This is a genomic window from Angustibacter sp. McL0619 (assembly GCF_049994355.1).
Taxonomy (GTDB): Bacteria; Actinomycetota; Actinomycetes; order Actinomycetales; family Angustibacteraceae; genus Angustibacter.
The window spans coordinates 1337328-1357580 of record NZ_CP188257.1 but is presented as its reverse complement, the minus strand read 5'-3'; the positions used below and the strand labels follow the sequence as shown (position 1 = coordinate 1357580).

Sequence of the window (20253 nt, the reverse complement as noted above, 5' to 3'; positions counted from 1 at the left end):
TGCAGGTCACCAGACAACGATACCGCGACCCGATCCGGTTCAGGTAAGGAAACCGAAGTCCCCGGTCTCCAGCCGGTGGGCCAGCACCCGCACGCTGGGCGCCTGGACCACTGTGTCCTCCCAGCCCGTGCTGGAGGGCTCGATCAGCCGGACCGGCGGGTCGTCGTCCCGCAGGTCGACGGCCAGCCGGCGCTCGCCGCCGTCCGACCCGATCACCAGCACCCCCGGGTGGTAGATCATCTCGCTGGTCCACTCCCGGGTGACCCGGACGGCGTCCACCGGCGGGTGCAGCTCGACGTAGGCGCCGCTCAGCATCCAGCCACGGCGCAGCCAGCCGGCGGCGGTGACCATCTCGCGCCAGGCCTCGGCCACCGGCCATCCGAAGGCGGCCTGCACCGCGCTCACCTCGTCCTGCGCCACGCCGCGCTGGTACTGCGCCTCCTCGTTGATGTCGCCGACCAGCGACTTGGTCAGCCGCCGTCCCTTGGGGATGCGCAGCCGCTCCCCTTCGGCGCGGACGCCGGGCCAGTCGAGCACGTCGAGCGCCACGTCGAACACGACGACGGACCCCTCGTCCTGGGCGCTGACCAGCTCACCGCGAGCCAACCGGACGGCGTCCTCGCGCAGCCGGAACGCCTCCAGCTCGGTGTCCCGGACATCGGCCTGCGGGAACGAGCTCCAGCCCACCTCGGCCAGCGCCCGCAGCTGCGCCGGGCCCGCCGCGCACCACAGGGTCAGCGTCGGGGCTGGCTTACGACGCAGAATCATTCGCCCGACTCTGCCAAACGTTGCGGTGGAGGTCCACCGCACCTGGCGACAGTCGGCACCCGGCGCCAGGATGGTCCGATGATCTCGACGCAGGACTACCTGTGGTTCGTGGACAACGCTCTCGACGGGTTGGTGGCAGCCCTCGAACAGCTCGGTGACGACCTCGCGAACACCCGCCTGGACACCCCCGGCGCGAACTCGCCGTACGCCGTGGTCACACACTGCCTGGGGGTGATGGAGTTCTGGGGCGGGTACGCGCTGGCCGGTCGGTCGATCGAGCGGGATCGCGACGCCGAGTTCCGGGCCAGCGGCGAGGTGGCCGCGCTGGTCGGCCGACTGCGGCAGGCCCGCGAGCAGCTGGTGGCCGACCTGGACACGCTGGACGCCGCGGCGCCGGCTCGCGGCCGGCTGGACGACGACGACACCTCGCTGCCACTGGGGCGCACCCAGGGCGCCGTGCTCCTGCACCTCTACGAGGAGCTCGCTCAGCACCTGGGCCAGCTCGAGGTGACCCGGGACGTCCTGCTGGCCTCGGCACGCTGACAGCGAACACGCTGGCCTTCAAGGTGCAAGCGAGTAATCATCGTTACATGACTACAGATGTTTCAGCAGAGGTCCGCGCCTGGTTCGCCGGGCGACTGCCGCAGGATTGGACCACGGACGGCGAGCCCGACCTCACCGTCGACCGCGAGGAGATCACGGTCGTGCTGGCCCTGGCCGCACCCGTGCTGGCCGACGACGCCACCGAGGCCGAGCAGGCGCAAGCGCTGGCCGGGCGGGTCCAGGGCTGGCGCGAGGACACCCGCGAGCGCCGGATCGGCATCGCCCTGGAGGCCGAGCACCGGTTCGACCGGAAGGTGTCCTGGGGCGTTCGGGCGGGCGAGGACACCCACCTGTTCACCCACCTCGCCGTCCCGGTGATGACCCGGCTACGCCAGCCCCAGCGTCAGGTGCTGGACACGCTGGTCGAGGCTGGGGTGGCCCGATCACGCGCACACGCGCTGGCCTGGTGCGTGCGGCTGGTCGGCGACAACACCGACGCGTGGCTGGGCGAGCTGCGCGAGGCGATGGAGAAGGTCCGCGAGGTCAGGAAGCAGGGCCCCGACCGGGCCTAACCCGCGACCGGGCCGGTACAACTGGTGCCGCAGATCGCGTTGCTGTCCAAGGCGAAGGCGTTGCGGGACAAGGACAGAGCGACTTCGCCCGCGCGTTCATCCCGGGCACCGCTGGATCGAGCCGCTGGACGACTGACGGATCTTGGGCGTTTGCGGGGCATGGAGGCGGCTGGGCGCACGCTGGGCATCGGCTGAAAGGTCACAGCAAGGTAGCGCCGGGCTGGCGAGCGAGACCCGCTGAGCGTGGCAAGGTCGCGGCGGCATCACGATTGGACAACGGCCTCTATCGCCGCCCGGCTGGGCGAGCAAGGGTAGGAGTGGCGATAAACCTGTTCGGGGGCAACGAACTTGCGGCCACCAATATCACGCCGCCGGCACCGTGTCGGTAAATCCGTCACGTCGCCGTGACCCCGGGACACGTCAACAGCCCTGGCACACCAACCAGGAGGAGACGATATGGGCACGGCCAGAATCAGCCTTCGGCTCGTCGCGATCTCGGCGGTCGGCGCACTCGCGCTGGCAGCCTGCGGTGGCGGCAGCGACAGCGGGAGCTCGTCCAGCGGGAAGAGTGGCGCCACCAAGGGCGGCACGCTGACCTTCCTCACCAACGCTGAGCAGTTCAACCACCTCGACCCTCAGCGCAACTACACCGGTGAGGACCTCGCGTTCTCCAGCGCCTACCTGACCCGGACGCTGACCGCCTACAAGGTCAGCGCGGACGGCAAGACGGCCGGCGGGCTGGTGGGCGACCTGGCCACCGACACCGGCAAGCCGACCAACGGTGGCAAGACCTGGGCGTTCACCCTGCGCGACGGCATCAAGTGGCAGGACGGCTCGGACGTGACCTGCGCGGACATCAAGTACGGCGTCTCGCGCACGTTCGCGCAGTCGACGATCACGGACGGGCCGACGTACGCGATCAGCCTGCTGGACATCCCGAAGGCGAAGGACGGCACGTCCGTCTACAAGGGCCCGTACGAGACATCCGGCAACGACACCGCGGCGTTCGACAAGGCTGTGCAGTGCTCCTCGGACGGCAAGACGATCACGTTCAACCTCAGGCAGGCGGCCGGTGACTTCAACTACACCGTCACGCTGACCGCCTTCGCCCCCGTGCCGAAGGCCAAGGACACCGGCGAGAAGTACGACGACAACGTCGTGTCCAACGCGCCGTACAAGATCACCGAGTACACCAAGGGCCAGCAGCTGGTCCTGGAGCGCAACACCAACTGGAGCGCGTCCTCGGACAGCTACCGCGGCGCCTACCCGGACAAGATCATCGTGAAGTTCTCCATCGAGCCCACCACGATCGACCAGCGCATGATGGCCGACGCGGGCGACGACCAGACGGCCATCTCACGGGATCCGCTGGACACCTCCTCGCTGACGACGGTGTTCAACGACCCGCGCTTCGCCGACCGCCGGGTGAACGACTACGACGCCTACGTCCGGTACATCGCGATCAACACCAAGAAGGTGCCGAACGTCAAGCAGCGCCAGGCGATCCTGGCGGCAACCGACCGCGCGGCCCTGCGCACCATCGCCGGTGGCTCGTTCGCCGGTGACCTCGCGGACGGCGTGATCAAGCCGAACCTGACGCTCGACTACGCGAAGTCGGGGATGTGGGACGGCATGTACGGCGCCGCCATCCCGGACACCGGCAACGTGGACCTGGCCAAGCAGCTCATCGCCCAGTCCGGTGCGCCGATGCCGGCGATGACGTACCAGTACATCAAGACCCCGGTGAACGACAAGATGGCGGCGTCACTGCAGAGCTCGCTCGCCCGGGCCGGGATCAAGATCAAGCTGACGGCACTTCCTCAGGGCGAGTACTACTCGATCGTCCAGGACACCACCAAGGAAGAGGCCATGGCGGCCGCTGGCTGGGGCCCGGACTGGCTGAACGCCTCGACGGTCATCCCTGAGCTCTTCACCCAGGCGGGCGGCTTCAACCTCTCGCAGGTCGACGACAAGGCCTTCACCGCCGCGTCCGACGCCGCGAAGGGCGAGACCGACCGCAACAAGCAGGCCGACGCGTGGAAGTCGCTCAACAAGCAGGCCATGCAGCAGGCCTGGGTGCTGCCGACCCGGTTCGCCCGCACCCAGCGGCTGGCCGGCTCGAAGGTCAAGGCAGCAAGCGGTCCGGACGGGCACGTGTACATCTGGTCGCCGTACGGGTCCTGGAGCTACACCGACCTCTACGTCGAGTAGGGACTATCGGTAGGATCTGTACTTCCTGGACAGCGTGGCAACGAGGGTCGTAGGTCGGTCCCCGTTGCCACGCTGTCTCGTCCTCTAGCGGGCGCTGGCCACCCGGTCCCTGAGCGCGTCCGTGGCGTAGCGACGAACGAGCAGCGGGACGAACGAGCGGACGCGTGCGTCGGCGAACCGGGCCGCCACCTCGTGGATGCACTCGTCCACCAGCGTGGGTTCGAGCCGGGTGTCGAACTCCTCGTGGACGGCGCGGGCGACGGCGACCAGGTCGTCGTCCACGGCAGCGCCGGCGACGACGGGAGGGTGCACGATCAGGGTCATCCGCAGAGCGTCTCCGACGATGGTGAACAGCAGGTGAACAGGACGTCAGATTCGGTCACAGCCTGTCCGAGCCGATGTCGGTCACCCTGGCTAGGGTCGGCCCGTGAGCCTGCACCAGCTGTCCCGCACGGACGCGCGCCGGATCGCGGTGCGTGCCCAGCTGCTGGACGCCGTCCGGCCGACCGACCTGCTGCGCGTCGTCCGCCACCTGACGATGCTGCAGTACGACCAGACCGCGGCCGTGGCACCGAGCCCGCATCTCGTCGCGTGGAGCAGGCTGGGTTCGTCGTACTCCCCCGAGCAGCTGCACAGGGCCCTGCGGGACGGGTCGCTGGTCGAGCTCCAGCTGATCATCCGGCACCAGGACTACCTCGCACTGTGTCGGGCCGAGATGGCGCAGTGGCCCGGCGACGGCGAGCTTCGCGACTGGCAGGAATACCAGCGTGACTGGGTGCAGGCGAACGAGGGCTGCCGCCGCGACATCCTCTACCGGTTGGAGCTGGACGGGCCGATGCGCTCGCGCGACCTGCCGGACACCTGCGAGGTGCCGTGGCGGTCGTCGGGGTGGACGAACAACCGGAACGTGAGCCGCCTGCTGGACTTCATGGAGGTGCGTGGCGAGGTCGCAGTCGCCACCCGCGAGGGCCGCGACCGGCTGTGGGACCTGGCCTACCGGGTCTACCCGGACGACCCGGCCCCCGACCTCGTCGAGTCCCGCCGGATCCGCAACGAGCTGCGGCTCGCCGCGCTGGGCATCGCCCGCGCCCGCGGCCCGGAGTACCAGGTCGAGGCGCAGGACGTCGACGAGGCCGGCGAACCTGCCGTGGTCGCCGGGGTCCGTGGGCAGTGGCGGGTCGACCCGGCACTGGTGGGGCAGCCGTTCACGGGACGGACTGCGCTGCTGTCACCGCTCGACCGGCTGGTCTACGACCGCAAGCGGATGAGCGAGATCTTCGAGTTCGACTACCAGCTTGAGATGTACAAGCCGGCGGCCAAACGCAGGTGGGGGTACTGGGCGCTGCCGATCCTGCACGGCGACCGGCTGGTCGGCAAGGTCGACGCCGCCGCCGACCGCGAGCGCGGCGTCCTGCAGGTGCACGCCATCCACGAGGACGTGCCGTTCAGCAGGCAGGTCGCGGCGGACGTGCGCCGCGAGGTCGAGGACCTCGCGGACTGGCTCGAGCTTGATCTCAGCCTGCCCGACAGCTGGGCTGTGACCAGTCGCGCGGCATCGCGCTGAGACGCTCCTGACGAGAGGCAGACGATGGCAGCCGGCGCGAGCCCGACGGCACGGGCACTGATGGCCCTCACGCTCCTGCAGGACTATCCCGGGATCACCGCGGAGCGGTTGGCCGACAAGCTCGGCGTCTCGGACCGAGCCAGCCGGCGCTACGTCGCCATCCTGCGCGAGGCCGGCATCCCGGTCGAGTCCGAACGGGGGCCGTACGGCGGCTACCGGGTCGGTCGCGGCCTGCGCCTGCCACCACTGACGTTCAGCTCGGCCGAGGCGCTCGGGCTGGTGATGGCGGTGCTCGACGGACACCACCACGCCGGCGACCCCACCGACCCGGTCGGCAGTGCGCTGGCCAAGATCAGCCGGGCGCTGCCCGCAGCCGTGGCGGCGCAGGCCGAGGCGGTACGTCGGGCCACCGCGGCCGCGCCGGACCGTGCCGCGGCGCGTCCGGACCCCTCCACCACGGCCGCACTCGTGCAGGCCTGCGCCGACCAGCGGCCGGTCCGGCTCGGCTACCGCTCCGAGGCCGGCAACGACTTGGTCATGGACGTCGACCCGTGGACCGTCGTCGTCCGGCACGGGCGTTGGTACGTGCTGTGCCGATCCCACCGGGCCGACGCTCGGCGCGCGTACCGGATCGACCGGGTGCGGGCGGTCGAGGTGTTGACCGGCACGTTCGACCCGCCGTCCGACCTGGACCCGGTCACCATGCTCGAGGAGCACCTGGCCGTCGGGTGGGAGTACGAGGTCGAGGTCGTCATCGAGGGCCCTGCCGAGGTCGTTGGCCGGCGGCTGTCCCGTGCGCTCGGCCGGGTCGAGCCGGTCGACCCCGAGACGTGCCGGCTGGTCGGCAGCACCAGCGACCTTGACTGGTACGCCACCCAGCTCACGGCGCTGCAAGTCCCCTACCGGATCGCGGGGTGCCCGCAGCTGCAGGAGGCCGCGCGGGCGATCGGCCGACGGTTGCTGGCGGCCGGCGAGGGCTAGCGCGAGAGGCCCGCGGGCCCGGCTAGGGCATCGTGACGAGCTGCTCAGAGGTGGCAACGGACGAGGCGGGCACGACCATCTTGCCGAGCGGGAACAGCGCGAGGCCGGCCAGCTTGAAGCTGGCGATGCCGAACGGGATGCCGATGATCGTGACGCACAGCAGCAGTCCGACGACAACGTGCTCGATGGCGATCCACACGCCGGCGACGACGAACCAGATCACGTTCCCGATCGCGCTCATCGCACCGGACGTCGGCCGGCGGACGACGGTGCGACCGAAGGGCCACAGCACGAAGCCGGCGAGCCGGAAGCTGGCGATGCCGAACGGGATGGTGATGATCAGGATGAAGCAGATGACGCCGGCGACGGCGTAGCCGATCGCCAGCCAGATGCCGGCCAGGAAGAACCACAGGATGTTGCCGATGGTGCGCATCCCGCCTCCCCTCCCGCCTGCAGGCCAGCGTATCCCGGACGCCTTGACGTGGACTTGAGGTCGGCTTTTCCCGCGTTTAGCGGTGCCGTCGCGAACATTGCCCGCATCCGAAGGCTAGACCGACCGAAGGAGCTCGTGATGACCAAGAAGCTGCCAGCCGGCGTGGCTGCGTTGCTGATCGCCACCGTCGTTCCCGTCGTCGGCGCCGCAACGGCGCAGGCATCGGACGGCGACGTGGTCCGCCGTGGTTCGTGCACCGGCAGTACCGACTGGAAGATCAAGGCGAAGCCCGACGACGGCCGGATCGAGGTCGAAGCCGAGATCGACAGCAACCGCGTCGGCCAGAGCTGGAACTGGGTTCTGCGGCACAACGGCAGCGTGGCGGCCAGCGGCCGGTCCGTCACCCGGGCACCCAGCGGGTCGTTCGAGGTCGAGCGCCGCACCCCGAACGCCGCGGGGACCGACTCGTTCACGTTCCGCGCGGTGAACTCGGTGGGCGGCGAGGTGTGCGTGGCCAGGGTCAGCCTCTGACCCTCCATCGGCTGGGCAGCGTACGCGGCAGCCCGAACGAGGAGAGCACCGTGTTGTCGAAGCGGGTCATGGCGCAGATCCGGTCACCGGCGAGGGCGATCACGAACAGGCCGACACCGTGCCGGCTGCCGTCGGCGGCGTGCAGGTAGGTCCCGAACGCCGGCTGCCCGTTGGCCCGGGTCGCCACCAGGTCGAACCGGCGGCCGGCCCGGAAGATGCCGGCGCAGAAGCGGGCCACGAGCTCGCGGCCCTCGTACTCCAGGGGCATCGGCGGCATCGAGATGAAGACGTCGTCCGACAGCAGGGCCACCACGGCGTCCAGGTCGGCCGCCTCGTACGCGCTGACGAACCTGGCCACGACGGCCGCCTCGACCGGTGAGTCGGCTGCGGGCGGCGGTTCGTGGTCGACGTCCTGCGTCCGGCTTCGCTGCAGGCCGGCGCGGGCCCGCTTGAGTGCGCTGTTCACCGACTCGACCGTCGAGTCCAGCATGTCGGCCACCTCGCTGGCCCGGAACCCGAGGACGTCGCGCAGGACGAGCACGGCGACCTGACGGGGCGCAAGCACCTGCAGCGCGGTGACGAAGGCCAGCGAGATGGACTCGGTCCGCTCGTAGCGGGCCTCCGGGCCGAGCGGGACGTCGCCCGCCCCGTCGAGCAGGGCGTCCGGGAACGGCTCGAGCCAGACCACCTCACCGAGCCGGGTGGGCTCCAGGCGCTCGACCCCGGGGACGTTCCAGTCCTGCGGGGGGCGGCGGGCGGCCGAGCGACGGACGTTGAGGCAGCGGTTGGTCGCGATCCGGTAGAGCCAGGTCCGCAGCGATGCACGGCCCTCGAACCGCGCGATGCCCTGCCAGGCGCTGAGCAGCGTGTCCTGCAGGGCGTCCTGGGCATCCTGGAAAGAACCGAGCATCCGGTAGCAGTGCACCTGCAGCTCACGCACGTGCGGCTGCGTCAGCTCACGGAACGCCTCGCCGTCCCCCGCTTGCGCCCTGGACATCAGGTCGGCAGTCATCGCACTCACCTTCGCGTCACCCTCTTCCGCATCCTGTCGTACTTCCTGGCTGGGTAGACCCCGGCCGAGCCGCGAACTGGGCGGCCGCCCGGCGCCCAGTTCGCCGACGTCCCGGTGTCTGCACCAGACAGCAGGAGCCAACGGAATCCCACGAGAGGCACGCAGATGATGCTGAAGGACAAGGTCATGGTGGTGTACGGGGCCGGCGGGGCGATCGGCGGTGCGGTGGCGTGCACGGCGGCGCGTGAGGGCGCTCGGCTGTTCGTCACCGGGCGCAGCCGCGCGCAGGTCGAAGCGCTCGCGCGGGACATCGTCGCGGCCGGAGGATCCGCTGAGGCCGCCACCGTCGACGCGCTCGACGAGCAGGCGATCGACCAGCACCTGGAGTACGTGCAGGACCGGGCCGGCCGCGTCGACGTCTCGTTCAACGCCGTCGGCGTCCCGGAGACGACGGTCATCGGAGTGCCGCTGCTCGAGCTGGACGCCGAGCAGCTCGCTCGGCCGATCACGACATACGCGACGACGTTCTTCCTGACCGCGCGGCTGGCCGCGCGCCGGATGATCCCGAACGGTTCGGGGGTGATCATGACGGTCACCGCGCTCCCGGCCCGGACCGGCACCACCTTGAACGGTGGCTACGGTCCGGCGATGGCCGCCAAGGAGGCGCTGACCCGGGACCTGTCGGCCGAGCTCGCACCGCACGGAGTCCGGGTGGTCAGTGTCCGCCCGCACGGGATCCCGGGAACAGCCACGATGGACCACGTCCGCGAGCTCAAGGCCGCGGGGCTCGACGACGAGCAGTTCCGCGGGTACCTGGCCAGTACGTCGCATCCTCGACGGGTCATGAGACTCGCAGAGGTGGCCGACGCGGCGGTCTTCCTGGCCTCCGACAGGGCGAGCGGCTTCACCGGGACCACCGTCAACCTCACGATGGGCGCCGTTGCCGACTAGCTCGCCGGTCGGCCGGGAAAGCCTCACATATCTAGTGATGTATTGCCTGGCGCCCGCTGGCACTATCGACAGAGCGACCACGTGCAGCAACGCACAGAGTGAGTCGAACACTCAGGCCGACGCCATACCCAGCACGAGCACCGGTCAGGAAGACGGTGGATCCGATCCGCCCGGCAAGTTCGGGCGGGCGACTGGAGGTTCGTCGATGACCATGCAGAACATCGAGCACGTCGTCGTGCTCATGCTGGAGAACCGGTCGTTCGACAGCATGCTGGGCTGGCTGTACGCGAAGGGCGAGACGCCCGCGCTGAACATCCCGAACGCAGATCCGAACGACCGTTTTCGCGGGATGTCGTCGGTGAACGGCTCCGCGTTCGTCAACCAGGCTCAGGTCGGCGGACAGACCTTCAGCGCCAGCCCGACCCGTGGCGTCTCCGGGGTGTCCGTGCCGCAGGTCGACCCGGGGGAGGAGTACGAGCACGTCCTCCTGCAGTTCTACGACAAGGCGAGCCCTGGCCCGACCGACCCGATCACGATGACGGGGGTGCTGCAGGACTTCGTGGACGTCCTCCAGGAGCGCGGATATGACGCGCCGACGATCATGGCGATGGCACAGATGTGCCTCGAGTCCTTCACACCGGCCCAGCTGCCAGTGCTCAACCAGCTCGCCCGGCACTACGCGGTCAGCGACGCGTGGTATGCGTCCATGCCGTCTCAGACGAACCCCAACAGGGCGTTCCTCATGTGCGGCACGTCCATGGGGATGGTCAACAACGGTGACCTCGAGGACTACCAGACGTACCCGCAGCTGCCGCTGTTGGAGAAGCTCCTCGGGATGAAGGTCGGCGACGACCGGGTCGATGCCCCGACAGTCTTCAACGCGCTCAACAACGCCGGCGCCGACTGGGAGGTGTTCTGGCAGACCAGCTACGTGCCACAGAAGATCAGCACGCTCATCGACGGGCTGCCGATCCTGATCCCCATCCTCGCGGCCATGCCGCCACCGGTGTCGCTGCTCGCGCCCGCGCTCGCCGCGCTGCTCGCCCTCCTGCTGCCCTTCGAGGTCTACCTCCGCGAGCTCGCGACGGGGGACCTCGGGTCGTCGTACACCTGGCGACTGTTCCCGCAGATCCAGCAGGACATCCCGAACGCGGCCGACCACTTCCATCCGGTCGACGAGTTCCACCGCCAGGCCCGGGCGGGGACGCTTCCGAAGTTCAGCTACATCGAGCCGTTCTGGTCCATCGCGCACGTCACGAACGCGACGTCGGTCCAGGAGAAGCTGACGACGGAGCAGGGCAACGACTACCACCCGCCGAGCAACCTGTTCGTCGGCGAGCAGTTCGTGAAGGACGTCTACACGAGCCTCATCTCGAACCGTGCGGCGTGGCAGAGGACGGCCCTTCTCATCACCTTCGACGAGTTCGTCGGGACCTTCGACCACATCAGCGACGACTTGCAGCACGGGAAGATCCTGGCCCCGGTCGGCGGTGCGGCGCAGCCGGTCTTCAAGAGCCCGACCAACTTCGACTTCGAGCGGCTGGGTGCACGGGTCCCGACCATCCTCATTTCACCGTACGTCCAAGAGGGAACCGTCTTCCGCTCGACCGGCGCCTACCCCTACGACCACACCTCCGTCCTGGCCACGGTTCTTGACTGGATCGGCCAGCCGGGGGCCAAGCAGCAGTTCGGCGCCCGGGCGCAGGCTGCGCCGACGTTCGACGGCGTCTTCACTCTCGACCAGCCCCGGACGGACGAGCAGGATCTGGCGTTCCTGGACAAGGCGAGGGCGCTCGGCGACCCGGTCGGCTACGGCGAAACGATCAACCTGCGCAACCAGGACGGGGACTACATCACCGGCTTCTACCGGACGATCAAGCTTCTCGGCGGCGGGTCTGTGCTGCCGGACGCAGTCATGCAGATCGCCCAGGACCTTGGCGTCGCGGCCAGCTACCCCACCGTCGGCGAGGGCGCCCCGGCACCTCTGTCGTTCGTCACCATGGCGACGGACCCGACGGCCGCGGTCACAGACAACGCGCAGATCATGATCGTGTCCCGCGAGGAGCCACTGCGGTCCCTCAACCTCCTCTACGCCCCGGCCGGGACCGACTCCTACGACTGCTACTACTGCGACGAGTACCTCGACAGCACCTTTGGCCCGCGACAGCACTGGACGGTTCAGAAGAGCGTCGCCGGTCAGGACCAGACGCTGCACTACGGCGACCAGATCGTGCTCATGAGCGTCGGCTTCCCGGGGCAGATGCTGACCCACGACTGGCGACTGGGCAACGGAGAGTGGCTCACCACCTCAACCGACGGGGTGATCATCAAGAGCGACAGGTGGACCGTGCTGCCCGCAGCGGTCGGGCAACCCGGCCAACAACCTGGTCAGGGGGCGTCGTGGAACGGTGCGCCGAAGCTGGTGACGGTTGCGGCGTCCCAGCAGGGCGGTTCGCGCGGTGCCCAGCTGTGGGGTGTCGACGAGCAGGGACAGCTGCGCTCGGCCTACCAGGAGTCTCCCGGCGGTTCGTGGTCGTCGTGGTCGGGCGTGTGGAACGGGTCGTCACCCTCGGGATTGGTCTCGGTCGCGGCGGCTCAGCAGAACGACGGCCGGGTGCAGCTCTGGGTGGTCGATGGCAACCATGACCTGTTCTCGGTCTGGCAGACCTCGCCCGGCGGCGACTGGGTGGGGTGGACGCCGGCGGGCTGGAACGGTGCGCCGAAGCTGGTCACGGTTGCGGCGTCCCAGCAGGGCGGTTCGCGCGGTGCCCAGCTGTGGGGTGTCGACGAGCAGGGACAGCTGCGCTCGGCCTACCAGGAGTCCCCCGGCGGTTCGTGGTCGACGTGGTCGGGCGTGTGGAACGGTTCGTCACCCTCGGGATTGGTCTCGGTGGCGGCGGCTCAGCAGAACGACGGCCGCGTGCAGCTCTGGGTGGTCGATGGCAACCATGACCTGTTCTCGGTCGGGCAGACCTCGCCCGGCGGCGACTGGGTGGGGTGGACGCCGGCGGGCTGGAACGGTGCGCCGAAGCTGGTCACGGTTGCGGCGTCCCAGCAGGGCGGTTCGCGCGGTGCCCAGCTGTGGGGTGTCGACGAGCAGGGACAGCTGCGCTCGGCCTACCAGGAGTCCCCCGGCGGTTCGTGGTCGTCGTGGTCGGGCGTGTGGAACGGGTCGTCACCCTCGGGGTTGGTCTCGGTGGCGGCGGCTCAGCAGAACGACGGTCGGGTGCAGCTCTGGGTGGTCGATGGCAACCATGACCTGTTCTCGGTCGGGCAGACCTCGCCCGGCGGCGACTGGGCGGCGTGGACGCCGACGCCCTAGGTCTGGTCAGCGCCGCCAGTCGGGGAAGAAACACTGACAGGGCAGCCTGAACAAGGGCCGCAAGCGTCGAGTTTGTAGGTCGACAAGAGTGAGGTTTCCGATCCGCGAGGCGTTCCCGGGTCCGTCCGCCGTGTAGAGCAGCTGCCTGCCATCTGGCGACCACGCGGGTGGCCAGTGGTCGTTTCCTGGTGTGGACACGATCCGGCGCCCGGGCCCGTCGACGCTCACGACGAAGATGTCCTCGTTCCACTGCTCGGGGTCCTCCCCTCGCTCCATGCCTGCTACGTAGGCGATCTGGCGTCCGTCGGGCGACCACGTCATCTCGGACCCCGAAGGCAGTCGCCCCGTGTCGATCATTTGTGGGTGTTTCCCTGTCGTGTCGGTGATGAACATGGCGGACTGCCCGGGCCCGGAGGGGCCTTCGTAGACGATTCGCCCATCGCTCGACCAGTCCGGCCAGGCCGTGGGTCCCGCGATGATCGGCCGCGCGCGACCGCCCCCGCTGTCCATCACGAACACGGACGCACTATTGCCAGGGCCACAGACTGCGGACAAGTACAAGATGGCCGCTCCGTTGGAAGACCAGGACGGGTTCGTGGCGCACTCCTCGCCGGGGGTCAGGAGGCGAAGTCCCTGCCCGTCGGCCCCTACGACGTAGATGTCGCTCGGGCCCTGATCAAGGTCTTTGGTGACCACGAACGCGACCCGCGAACCGTCGGGTGACCAGGAGGGCATGACCTCGTCCGCAGGACCTTGGGTGAACTGAACTGGAGCTGCGCCTTCTACAGTCGTCAGGTACAGGTCCAGAGACTCTGACTCCGGCTGGGAGTACACGATGGGATATCGGGCGCCGTCCACGCGCAGGACGGTGACCGGAATACCGCCCGCCGTCTGACTGGTCGAGCCACCCGACCCCACGCAGCCGGGAAGCAGCAGGCTCGCGGCGACCAACGCCACCGGTCCTGAAGCGAGCCGCGACCAGCGCCTCCTCATGCTGTGAGTGTGCCGCCGGCGAGCTTCCTGCGCCTACGCGGCCGACGGGTGCAGGTGTACAACACGAAGATGACCGACCGAAGCTGGCCGCGATGGTCGCAGCTGACGCCCCTGCTCCGTCCGCGCCCGGGGATGGCCCGCACCGAGGGACGACTGACGCGCGCCGCGTCGATCCGCGACCTGCGGGTGCTGGCTCGACGTCGGGCACCTCGGACTGTGTTCGACTACACGGACGGGGCCGCGGGGGACGAGATCAGCTTGCGCCGCTCCCGGGAGTCCTACGCCCGCGTCGAGTTCGTCCCCCAGGTGCTGCGCGACGTCTCGTCGTGGACACCTCGACGACGATCCTCGGGCGGACATCGACGGCGCCGCTCGTCTTCGCCCCCACCGGGTTCACCCGGATGATGCACACCCAGGGAGAGCCAGCGGTCGCCCGCGTGGCGGCACGCGTCGGAATCCCCTACGCACTGTCCACCATGGGCACCACCTCCGTGGACAGACTCGCGGCCGACGTGCCGGACGCGAGGCTGTGGTTCCAGCTGTACCTGTGGCGCGACCGGGAGGCCAGCCGCAGCCTGGTGGAGCGCGCCCGGGCTGCCGGGTACGAGGCGCTCGTGCTGACGGTCGACACACCCGTCCCCGGTCGCCGTCTGCGCGATGAACGAAACGGGCTGACCATCCCGCCCGCGCTGACGGCACGAACGCTCCTCGACGGCGCACTGCACCCGGCGTGGTGGTTCGACCTGCTGACCACCGAGCCCCTGGAGTTCGCCTCGCTCAACCGGTTCGAGGGCACGGTTGCGGAGCTGGTCGCGCAGATGTTCGACCCGTCCGCGACTCTCGACGACCTGGCGTGGATCCGGTCGGCCTGGCCAGGGCCGTTGGTAGTCAAAGGTATCCAGACGATCGCCGACGCCGTCGCGGTTGTCGATGCCGGTGCCGACGCGCTCGTCGTGTCCAACCACGGGGGACGCCAGCTCGACCGAGCGCCCACTCCGCTGGAGGTGCTGCCCGGTGTCGTCGACGCGGTGGGCGATCGGGCTGAGGTGTACGTCGACGGTGGCATCCTGTCCGGCAGCGACGTTGTCGCGGCGGTGGCCTTCGGGGCTCGCGCGGCTCTGGTTGGCCGGGCCTATCTCTACGGGCTGATGGCCGGCGGTGAACCCGGCGTGCAGAGGGCCGCCGACATCCTCAAGGGCGAGGTCGCGAGCACCATGGCCCTGCTTGGCGCGACGCGGGTGGACGACCTCCGCCGTGCCCATGTACGGCTGCGCACCGGCTGAGTAGGTTGCGGTGATGGACGTCGTCGAGTACACGCCGACCCGTGACCAGTACGCGTACACGTTCGGCGGGGTCGCGCCCGTCAGGCGGGTCGTCCCGGGGACAGCCCTTCGACTCTGGTCCGACGATGCATTCGGCGGGGTTCTGCGAAGCGTCGAGGACCTGTCCAGCGCCAAGGTCGACCTGCGGTTCGTCAACCCGCAGACCGGTCCCTTCTACGTCGAGGGCGCCGAGCCCGGCGACACCCTCGTCCTTCATCTGGTCGACTTGACGCCTGCTCGCGACTGGGGAGCCTCGGCCGCCATCCCGTTCTTCGGCGGGATGACCAGCACGGACCGGGTCGTCACGCTGCAGGAGCCGCTACCCGACACGACGTGGATCTACGAGCTGGATCGTGACCGCAACACCGTCTCGTTCGCCGCGCGCCACAGCGACCACCGCATCGACCTACCCGTAGAGCCGATGCTCGGCACGGTCGGGGTCGCGCCGTCCGGCGGGGAGGTGCGTTCGTCGCTGGTTCCCGACCGCTTCGGCGGCAACATGGACACGCCCCAGATGCGGGCCGGATCGACGGTGTTCCTGGGCGTCAATGTCGAGGGGGCCCTGTTCTCGATCGGCGACGGTCACTACCGCCAGGGCGAGGGCGAGGCCTGCGGCACCGCGGTCGAGGGCGCGATGACGACCACGCTGATCATCGATCTGATCAAGGGACGCGGCCCGGGTTGGCCCCGGATCGAGGACGACACCCACTGGATGGCGATCGGCTCCAGTCGCCCGCTCGAGGACTCGTGGCGGATAGCCAACGCGGAGGTCGTGCACTGGGTGGCGGAGCTCTGCGGGCTGCACACGATGGACGCCTACCAGCTGTGCTCGCAGGTCGCCCAGGTCCCCATCGCGAACGTCGTCGACGCCAACTACAGCGTCGTCGTGAAGGTGCAGAAGGCACTCCTCCCACCGGCGGACGCCTTCGATGGCATCCACGCCGAGCTCCGAGCCCGGGCCCGGTCCCTTGGGTCCAGCTGAACACCGGAGCTCCGGCCCGCACCTGAAAGGCCAGTCATGGATCTGCAGCTCAACGGCACTCGCGTCCTCGTCACCGGTGGCACCCGGGGGATCGGCAGAGCCATCGTCGAGGCGTTCCTCGACGAGGGGGCCACCGTCGGCTTCTGCGCGCGCAGCGCCGACGAGGTAGCGGCGACGCGGGACGCCCTGAAAGATGTCGGCAGCGTCACCGGGAGCGTGGTCGACGTGGGTGACGAGGACGCCCTGACCACCTGGGTCGAGGACTCTGCGCAGGCATTCGGTGGGCTCGACGTCGTCGTCGCCAACGTCAGTGCCCTTGCCATCCCGGACACCGAGGAGAACTGGCAGGCCAGCCTGAATGTCGACCTGATGCACACCGTCCGGTTGGTCCGCGCCGCGATGCCGCACCTCGAGCGCAGCAGCTCCGCCGCGATCATCGCCATCTCCAGCGTGTCCGGACGTGAGTCGGACTTCGCCTCAGGGCCGTACGGCACCGCGAAGACAGCCATCATCGGCTACATCAACGGTCTGGCGATGCAGCTGGCCGAGAAGGGCATCCGCGCCAACACCGTCTCGCCGGGCAACACCTATTTCGAGGGTGGCGTCTGGCAGAGCATCGAGACCGGCAACCCCGAGCTGTACGAGATGGCCGTCGGACTCAACCCGACTGGTCACATGGGAACCCCGGAAGAGATCGCCGGGCCGGTCGTCTTCCTCGCGAGTCCCGTGTCCCGCCGGATCAGCGGCACCAACCTCGTCGTCGATGGCGCGCTCACCCGCGGGATCCAGCTGTAGCCAATGCCCTCGCAGAGATCACAAGCCAGCACCTGCCGGCTCAGTCCTCGATCGCAGCCCTGCCCTGCCGCTTCAACGCATCGAGACCGTCGCGCATGGCCTGAAGCTTCTCTGGCGAGTGACCGACCCAGTCGACCAGCTCTGCCACGACGCGCACCGGCTGGCGACTGCGGAACGACTGCGTGGGATTGCCAGGGAACCGCTTGTCAGTGACGTTGGGGTCGTCCTCGAGCTCTCCCGTCGGCTCGACGATGTAGACCCGCCCGCGACCCTCACCCGCGGCGAGCTCGGCGCCCCAGACCGCGGCGTCGAGGGTTTGCGTGACGTAGATGTAGTTCATCACCCGACCGCTCTCGAAGTTCGACTCGCGGCCTGGCACCAGCATCTCGCCAACGGCAACGTCCGCCTTCGTGCCGTGCAAGTACACCCCGGGTTCGAAGACCTCGAAAGGCACAGGCTCGCTCGTCGCACTCATGGGACGACGGTAGTAGTCACTGCTACGTTGCGAAATCGACCAGCGGTGAAGTGGGGTGCGCGTGAAGGCAGTTGTCTACGACCGGTACGGCGGCCCCGAAGTGCTACGGGTCGAGGACGTGCCGACGCCATCCCCCGCGGCGGGTCAGGTGCTGATCAGGGTCGCGGCGACCTCGGTGAACCTCAGCGACTGGGAGTGCCTGCGCGGGTCCCCGGCATACGCGCGGATCGGTGGCCTGCGGTCGCCCGCGCGTCGGACGCTCGGGTCGGACATCGCCGGCGTGGTCGACGACGTCGGGAACGGAGTGACCCGGTTCCGAGTCGGCGACGAGGTGTACGGCGACAACCTCGCCATCAAAGGCGGCTTCGCGGAGTATGCCGTGGTCCCGGAGTCGGCGCTGGCGCTCAAGCCGTCCGAGCTGTCGTTCGCGGAGGCTTCGTCGATTCCGCAGGCGGGCGCGATCGCACTGCAGGGATCACGGTGGGCCAAAGCAGGTGACCACGTGCTAATCAACGGCGCCGGCGGCGGCTCCGGGGCATTCGCCATCCAGCTTGCGAAGCAAGCCGGCGCCCATGTCACCGGGGTCGACAACGCCGGGAAGCTGGACTTCATGCTCTCTCTTGGGGCAGACCAGGTGCTCGACTACACCAGGGACGACTTCACGCGAACTCCCCAGCGCTACGACCTGGTCCTGGACCTGGTCGCGCACCGGTCGGTCTACGCCTACCGGCGCGCGCTGGCCCGCCGCGGACGGTATCGCTGTGTGGGCGGTTCGGTCGGCACGATGCTGCGAGTACTCACTGTTGGCGCGTTGCTCGGCGTGGCCAGCGGCCGCTCCATCGGGGTGCTCGCCGTGAAGGAGGGCCCGGACCACTTCACGCCACTTAGTGACCTGTGCGCCAGCGGGACCGTGAAGATCTCCGTGGATCGCACGTTTTCGCTCGACCAGGTGCCGGCGGCGCTGGCGCACGTCGGCGAGGGACTCGCCCTAGGCAAGGTGGTAGTCCTTCCATCCTGAGCGGTGATGAGTTGTCGCGCCCGTACCCGTCACACGTACGACGGGACACGACGACGCGGAAGGATGACGTGATGACTGCGGAAACGCGGCTGGAGGAGCTGGGCGTGAGCGATCTGGGCGTGGTCGACGAGCCGGCGTTCTCGCGGCTGGCGCAGCGGCACCGGCGGGAGCTGCACGTGCACTGCTACCGGATGCTCGGGTCGTTCGAGGACGCCGAGGACACCGTGCAGGAGACGTTCCTGCGTGCCTGGCGGCGGCGAGAGACCTTCCAGGGGCGCTCCACGTTCCGGGCCTGGCTGTATCGGATCGCCACCAACGCCTGCCTGGACCTGCTCGCCAAGCGCCGCCCCGAGCCCGCGGCCGGCGGCGAGGTGCTGTGGCTGCAGCCCTACCCGGACCGGCTGCTCGACGAGCTGGCCGCGGGCGACGCGGACGAGCCGGAGGCCGTCGCCCTCGCGCGGGAGACGATCGAACTGGCCTACCTGGTCGCCGTCCAGCACCTCGCGCCGCGCCCACGGGCCGTGCTGATCCTGCGGGACGTGCTCGGCTGGCCGGCCAAGGACGTCGCGGAGCTCCTCGGGGACTCCGTCAACTCGGTGAACAGCGCGCTGCAGCGGGCCCGGGCCGGCATGCGGGCGCACCTGCCCGCCGAACGGCAGGACTGGACCGGCGGCCAGGAGGACGTCGGGACGCGCCAGCTGGTGCGCCGCTACATCGACGCCGCCGTGGCCACCGACATCGACGGACTGGCCGCGATGCTGCGCGACGACGTCCGCAGCATCGCGGCCGCCCACGCCGGGCCTGTACGTCGGCCGCGACACGGTCGTGAAGGACTGGGTCGAGAGCGGCTTCGAGGACATGAAGAACCTGCGCGCCGTCCCCACCTTCGTGAACCGGCAGCCCGCCGCCGCGTTCTACCAGTGGCGGGAGCGGGAGCGCGCCTACCTGCCGCTGACGATCGACGTCCTGCGCGTCACAGGCGGGGCGATCACCGAGATCATCACGTTCCACGCCGACCAGTTCCCGCGGCTCGGCCTCCCGCAGCGCCTGCCCGCGGACGGCACCGAGTAGTCCAGGCCGTGACGTAGTCCGCCAGTCAACTCATCCCCGTTCTCCTGGCTTCCCAACGATGGAGGAGCGACATGAACAGCGTGAACGACACCGGGGTCGACGCAGGCCCGGCGTCGGCCCAGACCAGCCACTCCCACCGAACCCGCAGGCTCCTCGTCACCGGCTCCCTTGCCACCCTCGCAGCGATGGCGGCCACCACCCTCACCGCTGCACTTGCCCAGGCCGTTGGCGTCGACTTCGAGGTCCCCGAAGGTGGCGAGACGATCCCGTTGCCCGGCTTCGCCGTGGTAACCGGCCTCTTCTCGGTGGTGGGTGTCGTCATTGCCGTCGCACTCCTTCGGTGGAGCGCTCGCCCCGCCGAGAGCTTCGTCTGGGCGGCAGTGGCGCTGACCGCGATCTCGCTGGCCGCGCCCCTACTCTCCGGGGCGAACACCGCCACCACGATCGCCCTGATCGGGCTACACCTCGTCGCTGCGACAGTGATGATCCCCACCCTGGCGCGGAGCCTACGCAGCCGGACCGACTGGCGCTGCATCCCCATCGCCACCGCGAGCAGGGCCACCGCAGCATCGCGTCCCCCTGTTCCCGGTGAGGGGGCCGAGAGCCGGACGACCACGTACAAGGTGCTGCGTCGCGTGTGGCGATTGCCAACAAGAAGGGCTCGATCGTGACGGCACTCGCGAAGAGCGGCGAGTGTGGCGGCACCGTC

Annotated in this window: 18 protein-coding genes and 2 pseudogenes; 14 read left to right on the top strand and 6 right to left on the bottom strand. The window is 69.4% G+C overall.

From position 1 onward, the window contains the following. Positions 1-39: 39 nt before the first annotated feature. Positions 40-768: a hypothetical protein gene (locus ACPPVT_RS06035; RefSeq protein ID WP_426566118.1), complete on the bottom strand. Its 729-nt coding sequence runs from the start codon at positions 766-768 to the stop codon at positions 40-42. Positions 769-846: 78 nt separating this feature from the next. On the opposite strand from ACPPVT_RS06035, the gene ACPPVT_RS06030 reads away from it, so the two are divergent. From ACPPVT_RS06030 to ACPPVT_RS06020, 3 genes are all read left to right on the top strand, one after another. Beyond that, entirely contained in the window at positions 847-1311 is a 465-nt protein-coding gene (locus ACPPVT_RS06030) for a DUF664 domain-containing protein (protein WP_426566117.1), read from the top strand. Positions 1312-1358: 47 nt separating this feature from the next. Further along, the gene (locus ACPPVT_RS06025) at positions 1359-1883 is read left to right on the top strand and encodes a hypothetical protein (RefSeq protein ID WP_426566116.1); all 525 of its coding nucleotides are present in this window, start codon (positions 1359-1361) and stop codon (positions 1881-1883) included. Positions 1884-2339: 456 nt separating this feature from the next. Next, positions 2340-4094 carry an ABC transporter substrate-binding protein gene (locus ACPPVT_RS06020; protein WP_426566115.1) on the top strand — a complete coding sequence of 585 codons (1755 nt, stop codon included), beginning with the start codon at positions 2340-2342 and terminating at the stop codon, positions 4092-4094. Between the two features lie 84 nt (positions 4095-4178). Here the strand turns inward: ACPPVT_RS06020 and ACPPVT_RS06015 are convergent, their stop codons facing one another. Next, positions 4179-4418 (bottom strand): three-helix bundle dimerization domain-containing protein, encoded by a 240-nt coding sequence (locus ACPPVT_RS06015; RefSeq protein WP_426566114.1) that lies wholly within the window; start codon positions 4416-4418, stop codon positions 4179-4181. A gap of 103 nt (positions 4419-4521) precedes the next feature. On the opposite strand from ACPPVT_RS06015, the gene ACPPVT_RS06010 reads away from it, so the two are divergent. Both ACPPVT_RS06010 and ACPPVT_RS06005 read left to right on the top strand, forming a co-directional pair. Next, on the top strand, positions 4522-5658 hold the full coding sequence (locus ACPPVT_RS06010) for a DNA glycosylase AlkZ-like family protein (RefSeq protein ID WP_426566113.1): 1137 nt from the start codon (positions 4522-4524) through the stop codon (positions 5656-5658). Positions 5659-5682: 24 nt separating this feature from the next. After that, positions 5683-6639, top strand: a complete 957-nt coding sequence (locus ACPPVT_RS06005) for a helix-turn-helix transcriptional regulator (RefSeq protein WP_426566112.1) — start codon at positions 5683-5685, stop codon at positions 6637-6639. Positions 6640-6661: 22 nt separating this feature from the next. Here ACPPVT_RS06005 and ACPPVT_RS06000 read toward each other — a convergent pair whose 3' ends face one another. Beyond that, positions 6662-7072 (bottom strand): YccF domain-containing protein, encoded by a 411-nt coding sequence (locus ACPPVT_RS06000; RefSeq protein ID WP_426566111.1) that lies wholly within the window; start codon positions 7070-7072, stop codon positions 6662-6664. A gap of 138 nt (positions 7073-7210) precedes the next feature. Between ACPPVT_RS06000 and ACPPVT_RS05995 the strand changes: the two genes are divergently transcribed. Next, on the top strand, positions 7211-7603 hold the full coding sequence (locus tag ACPPVT_RS05995; RefSeq protein ID WP_426566110.1) for a hypothetical protein: 393 nt from the start codon (positions 7211-7213) through the stop codon (positions 7601-7603). Here ACPPVT_RS05995 and ACPPVT_RS05990 read toward each other — a convergent pair. Beyond that, positions 7593-8615, bottom strand: a complete 1023-nt coding sequence (locus ACPPVT_RS05990) for a sigma-70 family RNA polymerase sigma factor (protein WP_426566109.1) — start codon at positions 8613-8615, stop codon at positions 7593-7595. The genes ACPPVT_RS05995 and ACPPVT_RS05990 overlap by 11 nt on opposite strands. 165 nt (positions 8616-8780) lie before the next feature. Here ACPPVT_RS05990 and ACPPVT_RS05985 point away from each other — a divergent pair, with 165 nt between their 5' ends. Together ACPPVT_RS05985 and ACPPVT_RS05980 are read left to right on the top strand one after the other, a co-directional pair. Then, entirely contained in the window at positions 8781-9566 is a 786-nt protein-coding gene (locus tag ACPPVT_RS05985; RefSeq protein WP_426566108.1) for an SDR family NAD(P)-dependent oxidoreductase, read from the top strand. Positions 9567-9771: 205 nt separating this feature from the next. Next, positions 9772-12888, top strand: coding sequence for an alkaline phosphatase family protein (locus tag ACPPVT_RS05980; protein WP_426566107.1), 3117 nt, complete (start codon positions 9772-9774; stop codon positions 12886-12888). A gap of 6 nt (positions 12889-12894) precedes the next feature. On the opposite strand, the gene ACPPVT_RS05975 is transcribed toward ACPPVT_RS05980, so the two are convergent. Then, positions 12895-13881, bottom strand: a complete 987-nt coding sequence (locus ACPPVT_RS05975) for a TolB family protein (RefSeq protein WP_426566106.1) — start codon at positions 13879-13881, stop codon at positions 12895-12897. Between the two features lie 69 nt (positions 13882-13950). On the opposite strand from ACPPVT_RS05975, the pseudogene ACPPVT_RS05970 reads away from it, so the two are divergent. From ACPPVT_RS05970 to ACPPVT_RS05960, 3 genes and pseudogenes are all read left to right on the top strand, one after another. Continuing rightward, a pseudogene (locus ACPPVT_RS05970) lies at positions 13951-15164 on the top strand (alpha-hydroxy acid oxidase). Between the two features lie 13 nt (positions 15165-15177). Continuing rightward, positions 15178-16185, top strand: a complete 1008-nt coding sequence (locus tag ACPPVT_RS05965; RefSeq protein WP_426566105.1) for an acetamidase/formamidase family protein — start codon at positions 15178-15180, stop codon at positions 16183-16185. A 36-nt stretch (positions 16186-16221) separates the two neighbouring features. Beyond that, positions 16222-16980, top strand: coding sequence for an SDR family NAD(P)-dependent oxidoreductase (locus tag ACPPVT_RS05960; protein WP_426566104.1), 759 nt, complete (start codon positions 16222-16224; stop codon positions 16978-16980). Between the two features lie 40 nt (positions 16981-17020). On the opposite strand, the gene arr is transcribed toward ACPPVT_RS05960, so the two are convergent. Next, positions 17021-17455: an NAD(+)--rifampin ADP-ribosyltransferase gene (gene arr / locus ACPPVT_RS05955; RefSeq protein ID WP_426566103.1), complete on the bottom strand. Its 435-nt coding sequence runs from the start codon at positions 17453-17455 to the stop codon at positions 17021-17023. Between the two features lie 61 nt (positions 17456-17516). On the opposite strand from arr, the gene ACPPVT_RS05950 reads away from it, so the two are divergent. The 3 genes and pseudogenes from ACPPVT_RS05950 to ACPPVT_RS05940 all read left to right on the top strand — a co-directional run bounded on the left by ACPPVT_RS05950 (position 17517) and on the right by ACPPVT_RS05940 (position 20215). Further along, a complete protein-coding gene (locus tag ACPPVT_RS05950; RefSeq protein WP_426566102.1) occupies positions 17517-18473 on the top strand; it encodes an NAD(P)-dependent alcohol dehydrogenase in 957 nt (318 codons plus the stop codon). Positions 18474-18544: 71 nt separating this feature from the next. Further along, positions 18545-19544: pseudogene (locus tag ACPPVT_RS05945) on the top strand (RNA polymerase subunit sigma-70). 71 nt (positions 19545-19615) lie between these two features. After that, on the top strand, positions 19616-20215 hold the full coding sequence (locus tag ACPPVT_RS05940) for a DUF6069 family protein (RefSeq protein WP_426566101.1): 600 nt from the start codon (positions 19616-19618) through the stop codon (positions 20213-20215). Positions 20216-20253 lie beyond the last annotated feature (38 nt).

Coding starts and splice junctions, on each gene's coding strand:
- ACPPVT_RS05960 (WP_426566104.1), top strand. CDS start 16,222: ATGGATCTGCAGCTCAACGGCACTCGCGTCCTCGTCACCGGTGGCACC.
- ACPPVT_RS05940 (WP_426566101.1), top strand. CDS start 19,616: ATGAACAGCGTGAACGACACCGGGGTCGACGCAGGCCCGGCGTCGGCC.
- ACPPVT_RS05985 (WP_426566108.1), top strand. CDS start 8,781: ATGATGCTGAAGGACAAGGTCATGGTGGTGTACGGGGCCGGCGGGGCG.
- ACPPVT_RS06035 (WP_426566118.1), bottom strand. CDS start 768: ATGATTCTGCGTCGTAAGCCAGCCCCGACGCTGACCCTGTGGTGCGCG.
- ACPPVT_RS06000 (WP_426566111.1), bottom strand. CDS start 7,072: ATGCGCACCATCGGCAACATCCTGTGGTTCTTCCTGGCCGGCATCTGG.
- ACPPVT_RS06005 (WP_426566112.1), top strand. CDS start 5,683: ATGGCAGCCGGCGCGAGCCCGACGGCACGGGCACTGATGGCCCTCACG.
- ACPPVT_RS05990 (WP_426566109.1), bottom strand. CDS start 8,615: ATGACTGCCGACCTGATGTCCAGGGCGCAAGCGGGGGACGGCGAGGCG.
- ACPPVT_RS05980 (WP_426566107.1), top strand. CDS start 9,772: ATGACCATGCAGAACATCGAGCACGTCGTCGTGCTCATGCTGGAGAAC.
- ACPPVT_RS05965 (WP_426566105.1), top strand. CDS start 15,178: ATGGACGTCGTCGAGTACACGCCGACCCGTGACCAGTACGCGTACACG.
- ACPPVT_RS06030 (WP_426566117.1), top strand. CDS start 847: ATGATCTCGACGCAGGACTACCTGTGGTTCGTGGACAACGCTCTCGAC.
- ACPPVT_RS06025 (WP_426566116.1), top strand. CDS start 1,359: ATGACTACAGATGTTTCAGCAGAGGTCCGCGCCTGGTTCGCCGGGCGA.
- ACPPVT_RS06020 (WP_426566115.1), top strand. CDS start 2,340: ATGGGCACGGCCAGAATCAGCCTTCGGCTCGTCGCGATCTCGGCGGTC.
- ACPPVT_RS06015 (WP_426566114.1), bottom strand. CDS start 4,418: ATGACCCTGATCGTGCACCCTCCCGTCGTCGCCGGCGCTGCCGTGGAC.
- ACPPVT_RS05995 (WP_426566110.1), top strand. CDS start 7,211: ATGACCAAGAAGCTGCCAGCCGGCGTGGCTGCGTTGCTGATCGCCACC.
- ACPPVT_RS05975 (WP_426566106.1), bottom strand. CDS start 13,881: ATGAGGAGGCGCTGGTCGCGGCTCGCTTCAGGACCGGTGGCGTTGGTC.
- arr (WP_426566103.1), bottom strand. CDS start 17,455: ATGAGTGCGACGAGCGAGCCTGTGCCTTTCGAGGTCTTCGAACCCGGG.